Genomic DNA, 17,390 nt, shown 5'->3' with positions numbered 1-17,390 from the left:
CCCCATGCGGATCGACATCGGTGGCGGCGTACGCCTTTACGTGGACGTGGAAGGCCCGGGCCTTGTGCCCGACGGCGCTGCCATGCGCGAGAAGCCCACGCTCATCTGCATGCACGGCGGGCCCGGCTTCGACCACACCAGTTTCAAGCCGGCGTTCTCGCAGTTGGCCGACGTGGCGCAAATCGTCTACTACGACCACCGCGGCCATGGGCGCAGCGACCGCAGGCCGCGCGAGGAGTGGACGCTGGACACCTGGGCCGATGACATCGTGCGCCTGTGCGACGCGCTCGGCATCGAAAAACCCATCGTGCTGGGCCAGTCCTTCGGCGGGATGGTGGCGCAGAAGTACATCGCGCGGCACCCGGGCCATCCGGGCAAGGTCGTGATCTCCAGCACGTCGCCGCGCTGGGTGCTGCAGCGCAAGCTCGATGCGTTCGGGCGCAAGGGCGGCGAGAAGGCGCGACAGGCGACCGAGGCCTACTGGTCGAACCCCAGCGCCGAGACCTTCCAGGTGTACTGGGACACGTGCCGCCACCTGTACAACACGCAACCGGCCCGTGACGCGATGGGCGGCGACCGCGTGACGATGAACAAGGACATCCTGCTGGACTTCGCCGCGAACGAAATCCGCACCATGGACCTCGCGCCGGGCCTGGCACGCGCGCAATGCCCGGTGCTCGTGATGGCGGGCGAGGAAGACCCGATCTGCGACATCACGGATGCCGAGGAGATTGTCGCCGCCTTGCCGAAGCAGCTGGTGCAGTTCGCGCGCTTCCCGAACGTGGGCCACGGCGCGTGGCGCGACGATCCCGAAGCCGCCTTCGCCGTCCTGCGGCGATTCATCTCCTCGGACTGACGCTCAACCCGCCGGCCCGAGATGGCGCCGGCGCAGCGCGCGCCACGACAGCGCCAGGCACACGGCCGCGAAAGCCACGAGCAGCCCGATCCGGGGCCACATGTGCCCCGGCGTCGGGTCGCCGAGGAAGACGGATTGCATGCCGTCCAGCGCCCAGCCCATGGGCGACCACTCGGAGATGCGCTGCAGCCCCGGCGGCATGAGCATGCGCGGAACCATCACGCCGGCGATCGCCCCCAGGATGACGTTGAGGCCGCCACCCAGCGCGGCGGCGTGGTCGAAGGTGCGCGTGTACGCGGCGATGAGCAACGCCAGCGCCACCGCCGCCGCACTCGTCGCCAGCACGATGAGCAGGAACCAGGGGACCGACACATCGAGATGCAGCGCATCGCCGCCGAGCAGCGGCACGAGCCAGCGGCCCACGAGCACCATGAACGCGAGCTGGACCCAGTTGAGCAGCACGAACGCGGCCAGCTTGCCCCCCAGCATGGCATCCGCGCTCACGCCAAGCGTTGCCAGGCGATCGAGCGTGCCTTCGTTGCGCTCCTGGATCAGGACCCCCGCGATCGGGATCACCACGAAGAACATGCCGAACACGAGCCAGGCCGGCACGCTTTGCTGGACGGCCGTCATTGCGCGCCCCGACTCGATCTCGTACAGGTAGCGCACCGCCGGCGTGCCGTTGGCGAGCAGGTCCGCGCCTGAAGTCCCGTCGACGAGCACGCTGGCGAAGGGCCCCGCATTGGCCGCCAGCACCTTCATCTGCACCTGCACCAGCGAGAACGTGAGCTCGGTGCGCAAGCGCGCCGCGGCCGCAGGCTGCACGAGGTTGCCCAGCCACATCTCCAGCTTGGACGCATCGGGCCTGTTCTCCGCGCCGAAGAGCGTGGGCGGTACGACCACCCCGGCTTCGACCCGGCGCGCCTTGAGCGCGTCGCGCAGCTCCTGCCGCGAGGCGAACTGCGTCCCGCCATGTTGCGCGAGCCATTCGCGGACCCACTGGCGAGCGGCGGGCCGCTGGTCCTCGACGACCCAGCCCGCACGCGGCAGCTCGATTTTCTGGATGAGGGTGTTCTTCAGCGTGAAAGACATCACCAGCACGAAGATGCCCGGCATCAGGAACAGCACCGCGAGCCCGTGCGGGTTGCGCAGCAGCAGCTGCCATTCCTTCGCCGCGATGCGCAGCATTTGCCGGAACGTGTGGCCCATGCGCTCGCCTCAGTCCCGCAGCCGCCGCTGCGTGTAGTGCATGAAGAGGGCTTCGAGGTCCGCGAAGGGACCGCCCTGCCCTTGCGCCTGCAACAGCGTCGGCAGGTCGCCGCTCGCGAGCACCTGCCCGTGGTCCAGCAGCAGGATGTGCGAGCACACGGCGCTCACCTCCTCCATGTAATGCGTCGCATAGAGGACCGCGGTCCCTTGCGCCGCCATGTCGCGCACGCGGTCGAGCAGGAAGGCGCGCGACTGCGGGTCCACGCCGACGGTCGGTTCGTCCAGCAGCAGGACGTCGGGGCTTTGCAGCAGGCCGATCGCCAGGTTGAGGCGGCGGCGGACGCCGCCCGAGCACTCGCGCGCGCGGCGCGCGGCGAACTCCTGCAGCATGCACGCCTCGATGGCCTTGCCGACACGCACGGATCGCTCCGCGTCGGCCAGGTCCAGCATCCCGGCGAAGAAGCGCAGGTTCTCGTCGCAGGTGAGGTCCGGGTAGAACGCATATTCCTGCGGCACCCACGCCACCGACGGCTTGCCCCCGCGGTGGACGATCCGGCCGGCCTGCGGCTTGCGCAGGCCCACCAGCAGGCTGATCAGCGTGGACTTGCCCGAGCCGTTCGGCCCGAGCAGGCCCAGGGCCTGGCCGCGCGACAGGTGCAGGTCAACCTGCCGCAGCGCCGGCTCGGTGCGGCCGGGATAGGTGTAGCGCAACTGCTCGGCGGCGAGCACGGTCTCGGTCATTGCACCGGTGCTTTCGGCGCGTTCGCCGCATGCTGGGCGCGATCCGGCGCTTCGCCGGTGCCGCGCCGGCCCGGCAGCACCACCGGCTGGTGCAGGCTGCGCCACAGGCCCAGCGGCGCCATCCCCTGCGCGAGCAGGCGCCCCGCGACCATGATCACGATCTTGGCGATGTCGATGACGGGGCGGAAATGGCTGGCGCGCGCCTGCACCGGGTAGCGCCCCGGGATGGCGACGGCCAGCGTGCGATGGCCCCGCGCCGCGGCCTCGATGAGGATCTCGCTTTCGAACGTGAAACGGCTGCCGTGCACGCGCGCCAGCGCGAGCCGCATCACCTCGGCGGGATAGATGCGGAAACCCGATTGCGAATCGGCGATGGGATGGCCCGCGGCCCACGAGATCCAGAAGCACGCGAACCTGTTGGCGCGGTAGCGCGCCGGCGGGAACTGGCTGCGGTCGTGCAGCCGCGAGCCGATCACGATGTTCGACGGATCGCGTTGCCAGGCCGCCATGAGGTAAGGCGCGTCGGCGGGATCGTGCTGCCCGTCGCCGTCGAGCGTGACGACGCAGCGCGCGCCCTGCTGCAGCGCATGCGCGAACGCCGTGCACAGGCTGGCCGCCTTGCCCTGGTTACTCTCGTGGGCCAACAGCGTCACCGGCAGGCCGGCGAGCTGTTCGCGCGTGCCGTCGCTCGAGCCGTCGTCCACGACGATCACGCGCGGGCACAGGGCCAGCGCGCCGCGTGCCAGCTCGCGGATCGTCCCTGCTTCCTGGAAGGCGGGGATCGCGATCCACGCGCCGTCCCACTGCGCGGCCGCGTTGTCGCCGGATTCGAATTGCATGCTCAGTACAGCCCCCCGTTGACCCCGATCACCTGCCCCGTCACGTAGCTCGCGGCATCGGATGCGAGGAACGCGACGACAGCCGCCACTTCCTCCGGTCGCCCCGCGCGCCCCGAAGGGACCAGCGCCTGGATTCTCTCCGGGGGAAACGCGGCCTCGGCCATCCCCGTGTCGATCACGCCGGGCGACACCACGTTGACGGTGATGCCGCGGTTCGCGACTTCCATCGCCAGCGACTTGCATGCCGCCTGCAACCCCGCCTTGGCCGCCGCGTAGTTGGACTGCCCGCGGTTGCCCGCCTGCCCCGCCACGGAGCCGATGGCGATGATGCGGCCCCAGCGCGTGCGCACCATCGGCAACAGCAGCGGCTGGGTGACGCGGAAGAAGCCGTTCAGGTTGGTGTCGATCACCTCGTGCCACGTGTCGTCGTCCATGCCGGCCATGAGTGCGTCGCGGTGGCGGCCCGCATTGTTCACGAGGACTTGCACGGCGCCGCCGGCGAGGATGCCCTCGATCCCTTGCCGCACCGCTTGCGCATCGCGCAAGTCGAAGGCTACCGCTTCGGCCTGCGCGCCCGCTGCTCGCAGCTCCTGCGCCAGCGCCTGCGCGCGATCCAGTCCCTGGTTGGCATGCACGATCACGTCGGCGCCGCCGGCCGCGAGTGCGCGGCAGATCGCAGCGCCGATGGCGCCGCTGCCGCCGGTCACGAGGGCCCGCCGCCGCGCCGTCATGCCGGCGCCCCGAAGACGACCATCAGCCGGCCGTCGCAAACCGGGCTTTCGCCCGCGCTGACCTGGAACGAATAGAGGCAACCGGCCGCGACGCGGCTGAGCATCTCGGCGCGCACGCGCACCGGCTCGCCGGCGGGGAAGCCGGGCGCATGCAGCTCGATGTCCATCAGCTTGGCGAGCATGCCGGCGCGTGGCGCCAGCGCATGTTCGATCAGCGCACCGTGGATCGCCGCCGCCTGCGCGGCGTATTCGCACGACGCGATCGCCGGCACGTGCTCGTCGCGCGCGAGCGGATGGTCGGACCCCGGCGCATCGGCGGTGCACACGATGCTGCCCGCGTTCCACTGGCTGACGGCGTCGAGCAGGCACATCGTCCCCGTCTGCGGCACCAGCCGTTCGATCGTCGCGCGGTCGAGCTTCATGCCGGAATCTCCTGGCGGCGCAAGGTGAGCATCTGCGCGCCCAGGGGCAACCGCCGCTGCGTGCCCGCGGGCGATTCGAGCAGCGCCAGAGCCGCGACGCCGGCGGCGCTCGCCTGCTGCGACCATGGCGCGGGCATCCAGTCCGGCAGTGCCGATGCTTGAGCATCGCCGCGTGCGTCGAGCGCTACGCTGAACGATGCGAGCGCCGAAACTTCCGATGGGCCGCAGCCGATGACCCACGCGCTGGCCATCGCATCGGCGATGGGGAGCTGCTCGTTCATGGGCGCGGTCATCACGGGATCGTAATTCACGAGCAAGACCGGGGCGCCCGTGGCGCGCGCCTCGACGACGGCGCACAGCAGGCCGCTCGCGAAGCTCTCCAGCCCCAGGCTCACCACGGTCGCCGGTTCGCGATTGCCCCACGCGATCGAGAAGTAGCCCGATGGCGCATTGAGCACCGAGTTCGAGAACACGAGGGGCGAGACCTGGCGCGTCGTCGCGAGCGCTTCCAGCATTTGCACGCTCACCTCGCCGGTGCCTTCGTCCGCCGCGAACACGGGCCGCAGCGTCGCCGCCGGGAACGGGGAGCCTTGCAGCGCCTGTTCGATGCATGCGAGGACCAGGCGCACGGCCTGGCTGGCCCGCCTGCGCTCCTGCGCGGGCAGCATGGCGGGCGCGGGCAATGCCAGCGGCGCATGCGCATAGGCCTCTGCGCCCGACGCAATGGCGCGAAGCTGCGCCAGCGACGACAGCCCGGGCGCGAGCACCGCCGCCGCATACAGGAAGAAGTCGAACTCGGCCACGTCAGTCCGCCCGGCTGAAGACCAGCGAACAATTGCTGCCGCCGAACCCGAAGCTGTTGGACATCGCGTGCCGGATGGGCGCCGCGGCGCCCTGCTTCACGACGTTGACGCCGAGTTGGTCGTCCGCCTCGCGCAGGTTCGCGGATGGCGGCAGGGCCTGGTGCTCCAGCGCCAGCACGCTGACGAGCGCCTCGACGATGCCAGCCGCGCCCAGCGTATGGCCCGTGACACCCTTCGTCGAGGACACGGGCACCGTGCCGGCGCCGAACACGGCGCGCAGGGCCGCCGACTCGGAACTGTCGTTGGCCGGCGTGGCGGTGCCATGCGCGTTGACGTAACCCACGTCGCTCGCACGCAAGCCCGCGGCGTCCAGCGCCATCTGCATGGCGGCCTGCGCGCCCCGGCCTTCGGGATGCGGGGTCGACATGTGCCAGGCGTCGCTCGACTCGCCGCCGCCCGCGAAGACGATGCGCGAAGGCGCGCGTGTGAGCAACGCGAACCCCGCCGCCTCACCGATCGAGATGCCCTTGCGCCCGGCATCGAAGGGCCGGCACACGTCGTCGGACAGCAGTTGCAGCGAGTCGAAGCCGTGCAAAGTCGACAGGCACAGGCTGTCGGCGCCGCCGACGACGGCAGCGTCCACCAAGCCCGCTTCGATCCAGCGTTGCGCGGTGAGGAACACCTTGGCGCTCGACGAGCATGCAGTGGAGATCGTGGCCATCGGCCCTTCGACGCCCAGCGTTTGCGCGGTGTAGCGACATAGCGCATCCAATGAATGGTGGCGGCGGTAGTCGAAGTTGGCGGGCCACTGCCCGTCGCCCTTGCGCGCGCCATACGCGACTTCGGTGCTGCGAATGCCCGACGTGCTGGTGCCCAGGACGAGGCCCACGCGTGCCGCGCCATGCGCCGCGACAGCAGCCGTTACCGCGTCGGCGAACGCGCGGTCGCGCAAGGCCAGCCAGGCGAGCCGCAGGTTGCGGCAGTCCCACGCGCCGAGGTGCGCGAACTGCGCGTCATCGTCGACACCGGGAACGGCGCCGAGCCAGCACGGCAGCTCGCACCAGTCCACCGCACCGCTGCGCAGCGCGCTTTCCCCGCGCGACACCGCTTGCCAGAGCGCGGCCGCGCCGTGGCCCGCGGGGTGCACGATGGTGGATGCGGCGATGCCCAGCATGTCGTTCAGCCGGCGGGGCGGCATTCGAGCAGCGTGTGGTAGCCACCGACACCGTCGGTGAGTTCGGCGACCTCCAGCCCCGCGCGCTGCACCAGGGCCAGGAACAGGGACGAGTCGTACATCTGGCTGTTGCCGTTGGCGACGCAGCTGAAATACAGCGACGTCTGCTGCAGGCTGAACGCCGCGGCTTCGAAGCGCTGGCGGTCCCAGAACAATTCCAGCACCCAGATGCGGCCGCCAGGCGCGAGCGCCTCGCGCGCCTTGGCGAGGATGCCCACGATCTGCTCCTCGGAGAAGCAGTCGAGGAACTGGCTCATCCAGATGAGGTCGTAGCCGCGGGGCAGCGCCCCATCCGGGTCGAGCAGGTCGAGCGGATGCAGCTGCGCGCGCTCCGCAAGGCCTGCGTTCGCCAGGCGCGCGCGCGCCCGCTCGAGCTGCGGCGGCAGGTCGACGAGGCCCACCTCCAGGCCCGGCAGGCGCGACAGGCACTGCTCGGCCCACTTGCCGGTGTTGCAGCCGATGTCGAGGAGCCGCTTCGGCGGCGCTTTCGCGAGGCGCGCGCAGGCCGCGGGGAAAGCCGCATCGGAGTAGAAGTGGTCGAACGCATGCCAGCTGGCGCGCGCGGGCTCGGGCATCACCGACAGGCCTTCGTACAGCGTGGGCCAGGGGCCCAGCTCCTTCAGTCCCGCAGGCCGGCCCTCGGCCAGCGATTCGCCCAGGTGCGCGGCCGCCAGGTAGCAGACGTCGCGCGTGAAGTCGAAATTCACCCGCGTCATCTCGTCGTCGACCAGGAAGCGGCCCAGCTTGCCGAGAAAGTAACGGCCTTCGCGGCGCCAGACGATGCGCAGGCCGAGCGCGGCTTCGAGCAGCACGCGCGTCGCGTACTCCGACGTCCCGGTCGCCTTCGCCACGTCATCGATCGTCATGCCTTCGCGCGCCGCTGCGTCACCGCCGGCCAGCGCGGCGAGGATGCCGCGGTCGCGCATGACGGCGGTCGCCTGGAAGGCCAGCGGCGCGAAGGCGAGCCATTGGGCCGCGCTGATGGCCTCCAGCGCCGTCAACGGGTCTTTGTCGTACAGGGGCATGGTGTTGCGTTTCAGTAGGCCAGGCGCGTGGTGGTGCGCTGGCCGTTGGTTTCGTTGACGACGATGACCTGCACGCGGCCGGCCGCGCCTTGCAGCTCGACACCGGCCAGCGCACGCGAGACCTTCGCCTGGCGCGGCGACAGCTTCACGCGCCACGCGTTCGCATCGCCGCTGAGCTCGATGCGGAAGTCGCGGTCGAGCGAAGCGAAGTCGCCGGCCACGATGTTTCGCATGAGGTCGGCGATGGGCGCCAGGGCGGGCGCTTGCGTGAACAGGATTTCCTTGCGTGCGGCCGGCTCGCCGCCCGTCCATTCGATGCGGTCGGCGAGCAAGCGCCAGGTCTCGCGGTGCGGCGTTTCGATTCGCTTCTCGAGCGCATCCGGCGTCGAGCGCATGGTGCCCTTGGAGAAGACCGGCGAAGCGAGCCAGGGCGACTCGCGCTCCTCGTCGAACGCCACCGTGCGGCCGGCCGCGGCCTGAAGCTGGCGCTGCAGCTCGGGCATCGTCAGGGCCCAGGCGGGCCCTGCGAGCAGCAGCAGCAGCGCGCAAGCGGCGCGGGGGAAGCGCCAGGAGCTCATTCGGCCGTCCAGTAGGGGTAGAAGTTGAACCAGTTCAGAGGATAGCGCCGCGCGTACGACTCCAGCACCGCCGCGTAGTGGTCCACCGCGGGCTGCAGCGCGGCGCCGCGGCTGCCCCGCGCGGCCGTCGCACGGAACTCCACGAACTCGATGCGGTAGCGGTTGCCGCCTTCGAAGAGGCCGAAGCAAAGCAGCACGGCCGCCTGGCTGCGCGCCGCCAGCACGTGCGGCGCCAGCGGCAGCGGCGCGCTGTGCGACAGGAAGCTCGCGCGCGCGGCGGCGGCCCCGCCATCGACGCGGTCGGCCAGGATGCACACGATGCCGCCCTCCGCCAGCGCGTCGTATGCGCGCAGGTAGCAGTCCGCCTGCCCGAGCGGGATCAGCTTCATGCCGTCGTCCACGATGCCCGCGATGCGCCGCAGGCGGGCGCGCGGGTCGACGCGCATCATCACGTGGACTTCACGCCCGTCCATGGCGCGGTTGGCGAGCATCAGCAGGTCGAAGCTGCCCAGGTGCGAGCCGAGCAGCATGCAGCCGTTCCCGCGCTTCAGGGCTTCGTCCAGCAGCGGCAAGCCGTGGATGCTGACCTCGAAGCGGTCGAAATCGCCCGTGGCCATGTAGACGCGGTCGAGCAAGGTCGTCGCGAAGGCATAGATGTGCCGGAAGACGTCGCGCAGGCGCGCGGGGCGTCCGTAGACGGCTGAGAGGAAGTCCGACGAGGCGCGGCGAGCCGTCGCATCCGTCACGACGAAGTACGCGACGATCGGGAACAGCAGCGCGCGGCACAGCGGCCTGCCGCCGGCGCGCGCCAGCCACACGATGAGGCGCATCAGCCACACGCTGCCGCGCTCGGCCTTGTCGCTCCAGCCCTTCATCCCCGCGCTCCCGCAGCAACGACGCCGACGCCTTCGGCCACCAGGACCCACGTCGAATCCCGCGAGACAGCGACACGGAACGACGCGCGTTCGTCCTCGACCACGCAATGGGTCCTGACCGCCTCGCCCGGCTTCAGGATGGAACTGAACTTCACGCGCTGCACGCGCACCATCGCGCGCCCGGTCACGGCCGCGAGCCTGGCCATGACGTGGTCCAGCAGGAGCACGCCCGGCACGATCGGGTTGCCGGGGAAATGACCCGCGAGTGATGGATGCGCCGCGGGCACCTCGAAGTCGAACTGGATTTCGTTCATGGCCGGCGCCTGCTCTCGCGGTATGCCGCGTGGATCTCTTCGAGCGCCGCGCGCGGCAGCTTGCCCGAGGCGGCCCGCGGCAGCCGCTCAACGCGGATCACGGTGCGCGGCAGGAAGACCGGATCCATGCGCCCGCGCAACCACGCGAGCACGGCATCGCGCGCCAGCTCGCCGGCGTAAACCAGCACCAGCCGCTGGGTCGGCGAGTCGCTTGCCGGCAGGAAGAACACGCCGTCCTGCAATCCCGGCATCTCCTGCAGCAGCTGGTTCAGGCCCGCCAGCGACGCGCGGCGGCCGGCGATCTTCAGCATGTCGCCGTGCCGCCCCAGCAGGCGGAAGCTGCCGTCGGCCGCCAGTTCGATGTGGTCCGACAGCTGGCGCGGCGACTCGAAGTGGCCGCCCCAGGCCTGCGTGCCTTCGGGCGACGATTGCAGCCGCACGCCGTCCAGCGCGCGCCATGCGGTTTCGTGCGCGGTCCGGCGCATCGCGATGGCGCCCGTCTCCGTCGACCCGTAGATCTCCATGACCGGCGCCGCGACGAGTGCTTCGGCTTCCGCCGCCAGTGCGGGCGCCAGTTGCATGGTGGATGCGATGACCAGCCGCGCACCCATGGCCCGCTCGCCGGCTTGCGTGAACGCGCGCAAATGCACGGGTGTCGCGATCCAGAGCGCCGAACCATGGCTGTCCGCGAGCGCGCCGCACACGTCGCCGGGCAGCAGCGGGCGGCCTTCCTGCACCGGCATGCCGCCGATGAGCGACAGCATCACCGAGGTCTCCAGCCCGAACATGTGCTGGGGCGGCACGCTGCAGACGATGCGGGCGATCGCGTCCTGCTCCCCGCGAAGCTCCTGGCGCAGGCGCGCCAGCAGCACCTGCGCGCCGCGGGCGAGGTGGCCGAGCGTCTTGTGCTGCGCCTCGGGGGTGCCGGTGCTGCCGGAGGTGTAGAGACGCACCAGCTGCGATTCCGCATCGGGTGTCCAAGCCAGTTCATCGCCCGAGGGCAGCGAGGGTGGCGGGCTTGCATCGAACACAAGGCACTGCGCGTGCTTCGCCCAACCCGCTTCGACCAGCGATGCGTCGTCGACGACGATGATGGGGTCCGTGTTCGACCGCAGGATGGACACGAGGTCGCCTGCCCCGCCCGACGGCGGCAGCACCTGCGCGCAGCCGCGCCGCAGCGCGGCGAGCCAAGCGACGAGAAAGCCGGCGCGGGTGCCGCAGAGGTTGCACACCGTCGCGCCTTCGCGCAGCCGCGCGGCCAGCGCGAGCGACGCGGCGTGCACCTCGCGCCAGGTCCACGGCCTGGCGCCGCCGACGACGGCCGCGCGGTCCAAGTGCCGCGCCGCGCCCGCGAGAGGCGTCTGCATCCAGGTGGCCGCCACGTCAGCTCCCTGCCCGCTTGCGCGGATGCCACACGCTCCAGGTGTCGCGGACCTGCTGCAGCAGGCCCGGAAAAGGATGGCCGGGAAAAAGATGGGGGCGAAGGCGGTGTTCGCCGACGAAGAGCAGCACCGTGCCGGCCCAGATGGCGAGGCCTGCGGCGCCGGGCGCCATCGGGAAGAGCAGGACTGCGACGGCGGCCAGGACGAAGTACGCCACCCACACGGCGGTCAGCCGGCGCGTGTACCGACGCAGGGGTTCAGGCATGTGGGGATCGCCGACGCGGGCGATGCGCTCGATGAGGGGCATCGCGCCCGGCCGCAGCGTGCGGCCGAAGAAGAACGCGAGCCAGGCTAGGAAGAAGGCCGGCAGCAGACGCGAAAGCATGGCGGCGTCCATGGGCCGGCCCTTTCCATGCTTGTCAGCGCCGCGCCGATGCGGTGATGTGGTCAGCGAGGCTGCGCAACGAGGCGAAGATCGCCTCGTTGTTCGGATCGTCGGCCTTCAGCTTCACGCCGTAGCGCTGCTGGACGATCAGGGAGATTTCGAGAACGTCGAGGGAGTCCAGGTCGAGGGCGCCCCCGAAGAGGGGCGCGCCCAGGTCCAGGGTCGCGGCATCGACGTCCTCGAGGTTCAAGCCCTCGACGATCACGCTGGCCAGTTCCCTCGCGAACTCCTGCGTGGTGGACTGAGCCAGGCTTGCGCTCATGACGCCGCCAGCTGCGCGGCGATGCCGCGGTGCAGGTTCTGGATCCAGCCGTTGTAGTTCTTGTGGATCTTGCCGCCGCTTTCCTGCAGGTTTTCGCTGGAGCGGTACTTGATGCTGTAGGCGGTCGTCGAATAGGGAATCGTGACGACGGCCGAGTGGCCACGCAGCGCGATCGTGCCGACGAGCGTGTTCGGGCCTTCGTCCTTCATCTGCCAGCCCAGCGCGGCGCCGGCGCGGACGATGGCGCCGCGGACCTGGTCGTGCGTCAGCGTCTTGCCGCTGGCATTGACGGCCGCGGCCTGGTCGACGTTGTGGATCGGGGCGGTCGTGCAACCGGCGACGGACACTGCGATCGCCAGGGCGGCAGCAACGATGTGGAAACGCATGGATTCTCCTCCGTGGATGGACCTGACCCGCACCGGCTGGGCGCGGGTCGCTCAGTACCGGAGACTATGGTTTTCTGCGGTCTCGCGGTGCGCCAATTCTACTCAACAGTACCTGACGGCTGGAAAAAATCAGCCCTCCGACGCCGCCGCACAACACGGAATTCAGCCGCCGCCGGGCGGCATGATCATCACCTTCTCGCCGTCGAACACCCAGCGTTCCTTCACGGGGTGGAACAGCAGGGGGCCCTGCCCGCGGTGCGCGAACTCCTGCAGCGAAACGTACGGCCTGCAGCGCACCGTCGATTGCAGGGGCAGGAGCGCCACCGGGTCCTGGAACGCGCCCACGTAGCAGGTCTTGCGCACGTTCAGGTCCTCGAGCCGGCGGCCCTCCATCAGCAGAATTGTGGGGACGATGGCCTCGAAGTGGCCCAGCCAACCCTGGCGGTGCGCGCGCTCGACGGACTCCAGCGCCGCGCGCGAAAACCGCACGACGGCCATGAAGGCCTTGTACATGTTCTCGCGCGGCAACTGCACGTCCGCGGGCGGGGTGAGCGACGGCCACCAGAACCAGTCCGGCCAGTCCTGGAAGCGGTGGAAGTGCGCGGCCAGCAGCACCGCATCGGTCTCGCGGTAGGCCTCGAAGAACTCGCCCCAGCGGCCGCGGTACTCCACGTCGCCCTCGACCTGCCAGAAGTACGCGTAGCCGGGATGCGAGCGCAGGAACGACAGCAGCGGGAAGTGCGCGTTGCCCATGATCCGCTCGGAACCGAAGTAGCGAAAGCCCAGCTGGCGCGGCAGCTCCAGCGCGTTGAAGGTGAAGAGGGCGTCGGCAGCGCCGATCGATTCGAGCTGCGCCTTCCAGCGCGCGACGACTTCGGGGTCGTCCTCCTGCAGCACCAGGAAGCAGTCGGCGTGCGCCGCGCTTTCGCGCCGCAGGCGCTCGAACCGGCGCGCCAGCACCTCGTCCCAGATGTGGGTGAGGAAGACGATGCAGGTGTCACGCTGCGGCATGGGCGGAGACTACCAAAACAAAAGCCCCGCGAAAGCGGGGCTCGGGTCCTGGCGGAGTCGGAGGGATTCGAACCCTCGATGCACGTTTTTGCGCACATACTCCCTTAGCAGGGGAGCACCTTCGGCCTCTCGGTCACGACTCCTGGCCAGCCGGGATTATGCCCGAAGGCATTGCTCTTCAGTTCTGCGAAGCCGGTTGCTGATCGAGGTCGAAAGCCCGGTGCAGCGCGCGCACGGCGAGCTCCATGTACTTCTCGTCGACCACGACCGAGGTCTTGATCTCGCTGGTGGAGATCATCTGGATGTTGATGCCCTCCTCGCTCAGCGCGCGGAACATCTTGGCGGCGATGCCGACGTGGCTGCGCATGCCGATGCCGACGATGGAGACCTTGCAGATGCGCGTGTCGCCCTCGATGCGGTCCGTGCCCAGCGACGGCAGCACCTTGGCCTTGAGCAGGTCCACGGTGCGCGCGTAGTCGTTGCGGTGCACGGTGAACGAGAAGTCGGTCTTCCCGTCCTTGGAGATGTTCTGGATGATGACGTCGACGTCGATGTTCGCGTCGGCCACCGCGCCCAGGATGTTGTATGCGATGCCGGGCTTGTCCGGCACGCCCAGGATGGAGATCTTGGCTTCGTCGCGGTTGAACGCGATGCCAGAGACGACGGCTTGTTCCATTTTCTCGTCTTCCTCGAAAGTGATCAGCGTGCCCGAAGTGGCCTCCTCGCCGATCGGGATGTCCCACGGCGTGAAGCTGGAGAGCACGCGCAGCGGCACCTTGTACTTGCCCGCGAATTCCACCGAGCGGATCTGCAGCACCTTGGAGCCCATGGAGGCCATCTCCAGCATCTCCTCGAAGCTCACGGTGTGCAGGCGGCGCGCCTCGGGCACGACGCGCGGGTCGGTCGTGTACACGCCGTCCACGTCGGTGTAGATCAGGCACTCGTCGGCCTTCAGCGCGGCGGCCACCGCAACCGCCGATGTGTCGCTGCCCCCGCGGCCCAGCGTGGTGATGTGGCCCTTGTCGTCCACGCCCTGGAAGCCCGTGACGATCACGACCTTGCCGGCGTCGAGGTCGGCGCGCACCTTTTTGTCGTCGATCGACTCGATGCGCGCCTTCGTGTACGCGCTGTTCGTCCTGATCGGCACCTGCCAGCCGGCATAGCTCACCGCGTCCATGCCTTCGGCCTGCAGCGCGATCGACAGCAGGCCGACGGAGACCTGTTCGCCGGTGGAGGCGAGCATGTCCAGCTCGCGCAGCAGCGCGTCCGTCGTCTTGGCGGGAGAGAGCTCCTTGGCCAGGCCGAGCAGGCGGTTGGTCTCGCCGCTCATCGCGCTGGGCACGACGACCATCTGGTGGCCCGCGCGGTGCCACTTGGCCACGCGCTTGGCGACGTTGCGGATCCGCTCGACGGAGCCCATGGAGGTGCCGCCGTATTTGTGAACGATCAAGGCCATCGGAAGGACGGGAAGGATTCGGGAGGGATGCCGCCTGGAAAGCCTCGCGGCGGCGCGGGCGGCGCCGCGCGATCCAACGACTCAGGGATTATACCGATGGGGTGAACACCAACCGCGCCCCATCGCGCTGCACGAACCCCTCGCCCACGCGCAGCCGGATGTCGTGGCCGCGGGTGGCGCATGCGGCGACCTGGCGCTGGAGTTCCTCGAGTTGCGCGGTGCTGGCCTGCGCCTCGTGGGCGCTGCGCAGCCAGTGGCGCAGCACGTTCGCCTGGCGCGCGCGGCCCAGCGAGCGCAGCGCGGCGATGTCCGGCGGCGTGCCCACGCGCTGGAGGTCCTCGGCCGCAACTTCCTCGAGCACCGATTGCGCCTGCGCGGCATGGCGCGCGCTGCGCGCGAACGTGTTGAGCGCCGTGGGGAAGGCTTCGCGCAACGCCGGCAGCACGCGCGAGCGGATGCGGTTGCGTGTGTACGCCTCGCTCTCGTTCGACGGGTCTTCGATCCACTCGACACCGCGGGCCTTCAGCCACACACGGATGTCCGCCGCGGAGACTTCCAGCAAGGGCCGGCAGTAGTCGACACCGTCCTGCTCCCATGCGGGCCGCATCCCGGCAAGCCCCGCGATGCCCGCGCCGCGCGAGAGCGCGAGCAGCACGGTCTCGACCTGGTCGTCGGCGTGCTGGGCCAGGGCCACGCAGGCAACGCCTTCGCGCAGCGCGGCCCGGTGGATGGCTTCGTAGCGGCCGCGGCGCGCCGCATCTTCGGGACTTTCCCCGGGCGCGTGGCGCGCATCGATGCGCTCGGCATGCAGGGGCACACCCAGCGCCCCGCAGGCGGAGCGGCAATGGCTTTCGAAGCCGGCCGCCGCCGCCTGCAGCCCGTGGTTCACATGGATCGCCACCACCTGGCCCGGCCACCGCGTCGCGCAGGCGACCAGCAGCGCTGTCGAATCGGCGCCGCCGCTATAGGCTACGGCGAGCGGCAGCCGCGGCGCGAACGCCGCGACGGCGGCATCGAGGCTGGCGGTCATGCGGGGATTATCGGCAGCCCCGTGCGGCCCTCAACGAATGCAGATTTACCCTCAGTGCCCGTCGCCGGGTGGCCGATAGAATCCGCGTCACAAAAGGTAACAGCATGCAGAAACTCGGCAACCGCGGGGCCGCCCACAAGGCGCGCCTCGCCGGGGTAGTAGCGGGACTGCTCTTGGCCACGGCCCACACGGCCTCCGCCCAGACGTCCGCCCCTCCCGCAGGCAATCCGGTCGACAACGCACCCAGCGAGGCTGCCCGCCGCGCCGCGCTCAGCCCGTACCGGTTCATCCTCCAGAACGCATCGGCCCCGCGCAAGGCGGCCGCGCCGGCGCCCGCCCCTGCGCCGGCGGTTGCGGAGCCCAAGCGCGCGCCCGCGCCGGCGCCCGTGCAGCAGGCCGCCGCACAACCGCAGGCACCCAGGCCGGCGCCCGCACCGGAAGTCGCAGCGCCACCGCCGCCCGCGCCGGAACCCACGGTCGCCGCGGTGTCACGCCAGGCCGCCGAGCCGCCGCCGCCCCGGCGCGAGATCATCCCGATCCAGACCGACGAGCCGCGCCTGTCGCCCGCACTGCTGCGCGAGCAACCAAAGGGCGTGGTCAAGGTGCACTTCGACATCCAGCCGAACGGCACGGTGTCGGACGTGAAGATCCTGGCGAGCACCAACCGCTCGCTCAACCGCCCGACGCTCGAAGCGATCCAGGGCTGGAAGTTCCAGCCGGTCGACGAGATCCTGACGGTGGAGACCGAGCTGGTCTACAAGTTCGACTGACGCGCGCCCGGCGCGTCGGCTCGGCACCCGGCGCGCTTCAGCGCGTCGGCTCGGCTTTCGTGTCCGTGAAGCGCCCGTAGCTCTTGAGCCGGTCGTAGCGGCGGTCCAGCAGTTCGCGCGTCTTCAGGTCGGTGAGCTGGCGCATCGCATCGTTCAGCGCGCGCTTGAGGAACGCAGCCATCTGCTTGTGGTCGCGGTGCGCGCCGCCCACGGGCTCGTTCACGATCTTGTCCACCAGGCCCAGCGCCTTCAGGCGATGCGCGGTGATGCCCATCGCATCGGCGGCTTCCTGCGCCTTCTCCGCCGTCTTCCAGAGGATGGACGCGCAGCCCTCGGGGCTGATCACGGAGTAGATCGAGTACTGCAGCATCAGCACCTGGTCGGCCACCGAGATCGCGAGCGCTCCGCCGGAGCCGCCCTCGCCGATGATCGTCGTGATGATGGGGGTTTCGAGCTGCGCCATCTCGAAGATGTTGCGGCCGATGGCTTCCGACTGGCCGCGCTCTTCGGCATCGATGCCGGGGTACGCGCCGGGCGTGTCGACGAAGGTGAAGACCGGCAGCTTGAACTTCTCAGCCGTCTTCATCAGGCGCAGCGCCTTGCGGTAACCCTCGGGGCGGCTCATGCCGAAATTGCGCAGCCCGCGCTCCTTCGTGTCGCGGCCCTTCTGGTGGCCGATCACCATGCAGGGGCTGCCGTTGAAGCGCGCGAGCCCGCCCACGATGGACAGGTCGTCGGCGAAATGGCGGTCGCCGTGCAGCTCGATGAAGTCCGTGAAGATCTCGTTCACGTAGTCGAGCGTGTACGGGCGCTCGGGGTGCCGCGCGATCTTGGTGATCTGCCACGGCGAGAGCTCGCTGTAGATGTCCTTGGTGAGCTGCAGGCTCTTCTTGGAAAGCTGCTCGATCTCCTCGGAGATGTCCACGGCCGATTCCGTCTGGACGTAGCGCAGCTCCTCGATCTTGGACTCGAGCTCCGCGATGGGCTGCTCGAAATCCAGGAATGTCCTCTTGGCCACGGT

The 17,390-nt window shown here is 70.0% G+C and carries 21 protein-coding genes and 1 tRNA gene; 2 read left to right on the top strand and 20 right to left on the bottom strand.

Going from position 1 to position 17,390, the window contains the following annotated elements:
• Positions 1 to 4 precede the first annotated feature (4 nt).
• Positions 5 to 856: an alpha/beta fold hydrolase gene (locus WG903_RS10860; protein WP_340075156.1), complete on the top strand. Its 852-nt coding sequence runs from the start codon at positions 5 to 7 to the stop codon at positions 854 to 856.
• A 3-nt stretch (positions 857 to 859) separates the two neighbouring features.
• Here the strand turns inward: WG903_RS10860 and WG903_RS10855 are convergent, their stop codons facing one another.
• From WG903_RS10855 to tilS, 19 genes are all read right to left on the bottom strand, one after another.
• Positions 860 to 2,065 carry an ABC transporter permease gene (locus WG903_RS10855; protein ID WP_340075154.1) on the bottom strand — a complete coding sequence of 402 codons (1,206 nt, stop codon included), beginning with the start codon at positions 2,063 to 2,065 and terminating at the stop codon, positions 860 to 862.
• A 9-nt stretch (positions 2,066 to 2,074) separates the two neighbouring features.
• Entirely contained in the window at positions 2,075 to 2,806 is a 732-nt protein-coding gene (locus WG903_RS10850; protein ID WP_340075152.1) for an ABC transporter ATP-binding protein, read from the bottom strand.
• The gene (locus WG903_RS10845) at positions 2,803 to 3,645 is read right to left on the bottom strand and encodes a glycosyltransferase family 2 protein (RefSeq protein WP_340075150.1); all 843 of its coding nucleotides are present in this window, start codon (positions 3,643 to 3,645) and stop codon (positions 2,803 to 2,805) included. The genes WG903_RS10850 and WG903_RS10845 overlap by 4 nt, the downstream gene beginning before the upstream one ends.
• A gap of 2 nt (positions 3,646 to 3,647) precedes the next feature.
• Complete coding sequence (gene fabG / locus WG903_RS10840; protein WP_340075148.1) at positions 3,648 to 4,376, bottom strand: 3-oxoacyl-ACP reductase FabG; 729 nt, start codon at positions 4,374 to 4,376, stop codon at positions 3,648 to 3,650.
• The gene (locus tag WG903_RS10835; protein WP_340075146.1) at positions 4,373 to 4,798 is read right to left on the bottom strand and encodes a hydroxymyristoyl-ACP dehydratase; all 426 of its coding nucleotides are present in this window, start codon (positions 4,796 to 4,798) and stop codon (positions 4,373 to 4,375) included. The genes fabG and WG903_RS10835 overlap by 4 nt, the downstream gene beginning before the upstream one ends.
• Complete coding sequence (locus WG903_RS10830; RefSeq protein WP_340075144.1) at positions 4,795 to 5,601, bottom strand: beta-ketoacyl synthase chain length factor; 807 nt, start codon at positions 5,599 to 5,601, stop codon at positions 4,795 to 4,797. Before WG903_RS10830 ends, WG903_RS10835 begins: the two co-directional genes overlap by 4 nt.
• Position 5,602: 1 nt before the next feature.
• Complete coding sequence (locus WG903_RS10825; protein WP_340075142.1) at positions 5,603 to 6,799, bottom strand: beta-ketoacyl-ACP synthase; 1,197 nt, start codon at positions 6,797 to 6,799, stop codon at positions 5,603 to 5,605.
• Positions 6,781 to 7,860, bottom strand: coding sequence for an SAM-dependent methyltransferase (locus WG903_RS10820; protein ID WP_340075140.1), 1,080 nt, complete (start codon positions 7,858 to 7,860; stop codon positions 6,781 to 6,783). Before WG903_RS10820 ends, WG903_RS10825 begins: the two co-directional genes overlap by 19 nt.
• Positions 7,861 to 7,871: 11 nt before the next feature.
• Complete coding sequence (locus WG903_RS10815; RefSeq protein ID WP_340075138.1) at positions 7,872 to 8,438, bottom strand: LolA-related protein; 567 nt, start codon at positions 8,436 to 8,438, stop codon at positions 7,872 to 7,874.
• A complete protein-coding gene (locus WG903_RS10810; protein WP_340075136.1) occupies positions 8,435 to 9,313 on the bottom strand; it encodes an LpxL/LpxP family acyltransferase in 879 nt (292 codons plus the stop codon). The genes WG903_RS10815 and WG903_RS10810 overlap by 4 nt, the downstream gene beginning before the upstream one ends.
• Complete coding sequence (locus tag WG903_RS10805; protein ID WP_340075134.1) at positions 9,310 to 9,627, bottom strand: hypothetical protein; 318 nt, start codon at positions 9,625 to 9,627, stop codon at positions 9,310 to 9,312. Before WG903_RS10805 ends, WG903_RS10810 begins: the two co-directional genes overlap by 4 nt.
• Positions 9,624 to 11,009: an AMP-binding protein gene (locus WG903_RS10800; RefSeq protein WP_340075132.1), complete on the bottom strand. Its 1,386-nt coding sequence runs from the start codon at positions 11,007 to 11,009 to the stop codon at positions 9,624 to 9,626. The genes WG903_RS10805 and WG903_RS10800 overlap by 4 nt, the downstream gene beginning before the upstream one ends.
• Position 11,010: 1 nt before the next feature.
• Entirely contained in the window at positions 11,011 to 11,406 is a 396-nt protein-coding gene (locus WG903_RS10795; protein WP_340075130.1) for a hypothetical protein, read from the bottom strand.
• A 22-nt stretch (positions 11,407 to 11,428) separates the two neighbouring features.
• Positions 11,429 to 11,716: a phosphopantetheine-binding protein gene (locus tag WG903_RS10790; protein ID WP_340075128.1), complete on the bottom strand. Its 288-nt coding sequence runs from the start codon at positions 11,714 to 11,716 to the stop codon at positions 11,429 to 11,431.
• Positions 11,713 to 12,102 (bottom strand): hypothetical protein, encoded by a 390-nt coding sequence (locus WG903_RS10785; RefSeq protein ID WP_340075126.1) that lies wholly within the window; start codon positions 12,100 to 12,102, stop codon positions 11,713 to 11,715. The genes WG903_RS10790 and WG903_RS10785 overlap by 4 nt, the downstream gene beginning before the upstream one ends.
• Positions 12,103 to 12,264: 162 nt before the next feature.
• On the bottom strand, positions 12,265 to 13,113 hold the full coding sequence (locus WG903_RS10780; RefSeq protein WP_340075124.1) for a DUF3405 domain-containing protein: 849 nt from the start codon (positions 13,111 to 13,113) through the stop codon (positions 12,265 to 12,267).
• A 49-nt stretch (positions 13,114 to 13,162) separates the two neighbouring features.
• Positions 13,163 to 13,256, bottom strand: a tRNA-Ser gene (locus WG903_RS10775).
• Between the two features lie 35 nt (positions 13,257 to 13,291).
• Positions 13,292 to 14,569 carry an aspartate kinase gene (locus WG903_RS10770; RefSeq protein WP_340075122.1) on the bottom strand — a complete coding sequence of 426 codons (1,278 nt, stop codon included), beginning with the start codon at positions 14,567 to 14,569 and terminating at the stop codon, positions 13,292 to 13,294.
• An 88-nt stretch (positions 14,570 to 14,657) separates the two neighbouring features.
• The gene (gene tilS, locus WG903_RS10765) at positions 14,658 to 15,599 is read right to left on the bottom strand and encodes a tRNA lysidine(34) synthetase TilS (RefSeq protein WP_340075120.1); all 942 of its coding nucleotides are present in this window, start codon (positions 15,597 to 15,599) and stop codon (positions 14,658 to 14,660) included.
• Between the two features lie 104 nt (positions 15,600 to 15,703).
• On the opposite strand from tilS, the gene WG903_RS10760 reads away from it, so the two are divergent.
• Complete coding sequence (locus WG903_RS10760) at positions 15,704 to 16,369, top strand: TonB family protein (RefSeq protein ID WP_340075118.1); 666 nt, start codon at positions 15,704 to 15,706, stop codon at positions 16,367 to 16,369.
• A 37-nt stretch (positions 16,370 to 16,406) separates the two neighbouring features.
• On the opposite strand, the gene WG903_RS10755 is transcribed toward WG903_RS10760, so the two are convergent.
• A complete protein-coding gene (locus WG903_RS10755) occupies positions 16,407 to 17,387 on the bottom strand; it encodes an acetyl-CoA carboxylase carboxyltransferase subunit alpha (RefSeq protein WP_340075116.1) in 981 nt (326 codons plus the stop codon).
• Positions 17,388 to 17,390 lie beyond the last annotated feature (3 nt).

It is taken from the genome of Ramlibacter sp. PS4R-6, from assembly GCF_037572775.1.
In the GTDB taxonomy this organism is placed as follows: domain Bacteria; phylum Pseudomonadota; class Gammaproteobacteria; order Burkholderiales; family Burkholderiaceae_C; genus Ramlibacter.
This window is presented reverse-complemented; position numbering and strand designations above follow the sequence as displayed.

Bases quoted from the DNA above. Each gene is read 5' to 3' on its own strand.
- WG903_RS10855 (WP_340075154.1), bottom strand. From the start codon at position 2,065: ATGGGCCACACGTTCCGGCAAATGCTGCGCATCGCGGCGAAGGAATGG.
- WG903_RS10760 (WP_340075118.1), top strand. From the start codon at position 15,704: ATGCAGAAACTCGGCAACCGCGGGGCCGCCCACAAGGCGCGCCTCGCC.
- tilS (WP_340075120.1), bottom strand. From the start codon at position 15,599: ATGACCGCCAGCCTCGATGCCGCCGTCGCGGCGTTCGCGCCGCGGCTG.
- WG903_RS10820 (WP_340075140.1), bottom strand. From the start codon at position 7,860: ATGCCCCTGTACGACAAAGACCCGTTGACGGCGCTGGAGGCCATCAGC.
- WG903_RS10795 (WP_340075130.1), bottom strand. From the start codon at position 11,406: ATGGACGCCGCCATGCTTTCGCGTCTGCTGCCGGCCTTCTTCCTAGCC.
- WG903_RS10770 (WP_340075122.1), bottom strand. From the start codon at position 14,569: ATGGCCTTGATCGTTCACAAATACGGCGGCACCTCCATGGGCTCCGTC.
- WG903_RS10815 (WP_340075138.1), bottom strand. From the start codon at position 8,438: ATGAGCTCCTGGCGCTTCCCCCGCGCCGCTTGCGCGCTGCTGCTGCTG.
- WG903_RS10790 (WP_340075128.1), bottom strand. From the start codon at position 11,716: ATGAGCGCAAGCCTGGCTCAGTCCACCACGCAGGAGTTCGCGAGGGAA.
- WG903_RS10860 (WP_340075156.1), top strand. From the start codon at position 5: ATGCGGATCGACATCGGTGGCGGCGTACGCCTTTACGTGGACGTGGAA.
- WG903_RS10825 (WP_340075142.1), bottom strand. From the start codon at position 6,799: ATGCCGCCCCGCCGGCTGAACGACATGCTGGGCATCGCCGCATCCACC.
- fabG (WP_340075148.1), bottom strand. From the start codon at position 4,376: ATGACGGCGCGGCGGCGGGCCCTCGTGACCGGCGGCAGCGGCGCCATC.
- WG903_RS10810 (WP_340075136.1), bottom strand. From the start codon at position 9,313: ATGAAGGGCTGGAGCGACAAGGCCGAGCGCGGCAGCGTGTGGCTGATG.
- WG903_RS10785 (WP_340075126.1), bottom strand. From the start codon at position 12,102: ATGCGTTTCCACATCGTTGCTGCCGCCCTGGCGATCGCAGTGTCCGTC.
- WG903_RS10805 (WP_340075134.1), bottom strand. From the start codon at position 9,627: ATGAACGAAATCCAGTTCGACTTCGAGGTGCCCGCGGCGCATCCATCA.
- WG903_RS10835 (WP_340075146.1), bottom strand. From the start codon at position 4,798: ATGAAGCTCGACCGCGCGACGATCGAACGGCTGGTGCCGCAGACGGGG.
- WG903_RS10780 (WP_340075124.1), bottom strand. From the start codon at position 13,113: ATGCCGCAGCGTGACACCTGCATCGTCTTCCTCACCCACATCTGGGAC.
- WG903_RS10845 (WP_340075150.1), bottom strand. From the start codon at position 3,645: ATGCAATTCGAATCCGGCGACAACGCGGCCGCGCAGTGGGACGGCGCG.
- WG903_RS10850 (WP_340075152.1), bottom strand. From the start codon at position 2,806: ATGACCGAGACCGTGCTCGCCGCCGAGCAGTTGCGCTACACCTATCCC.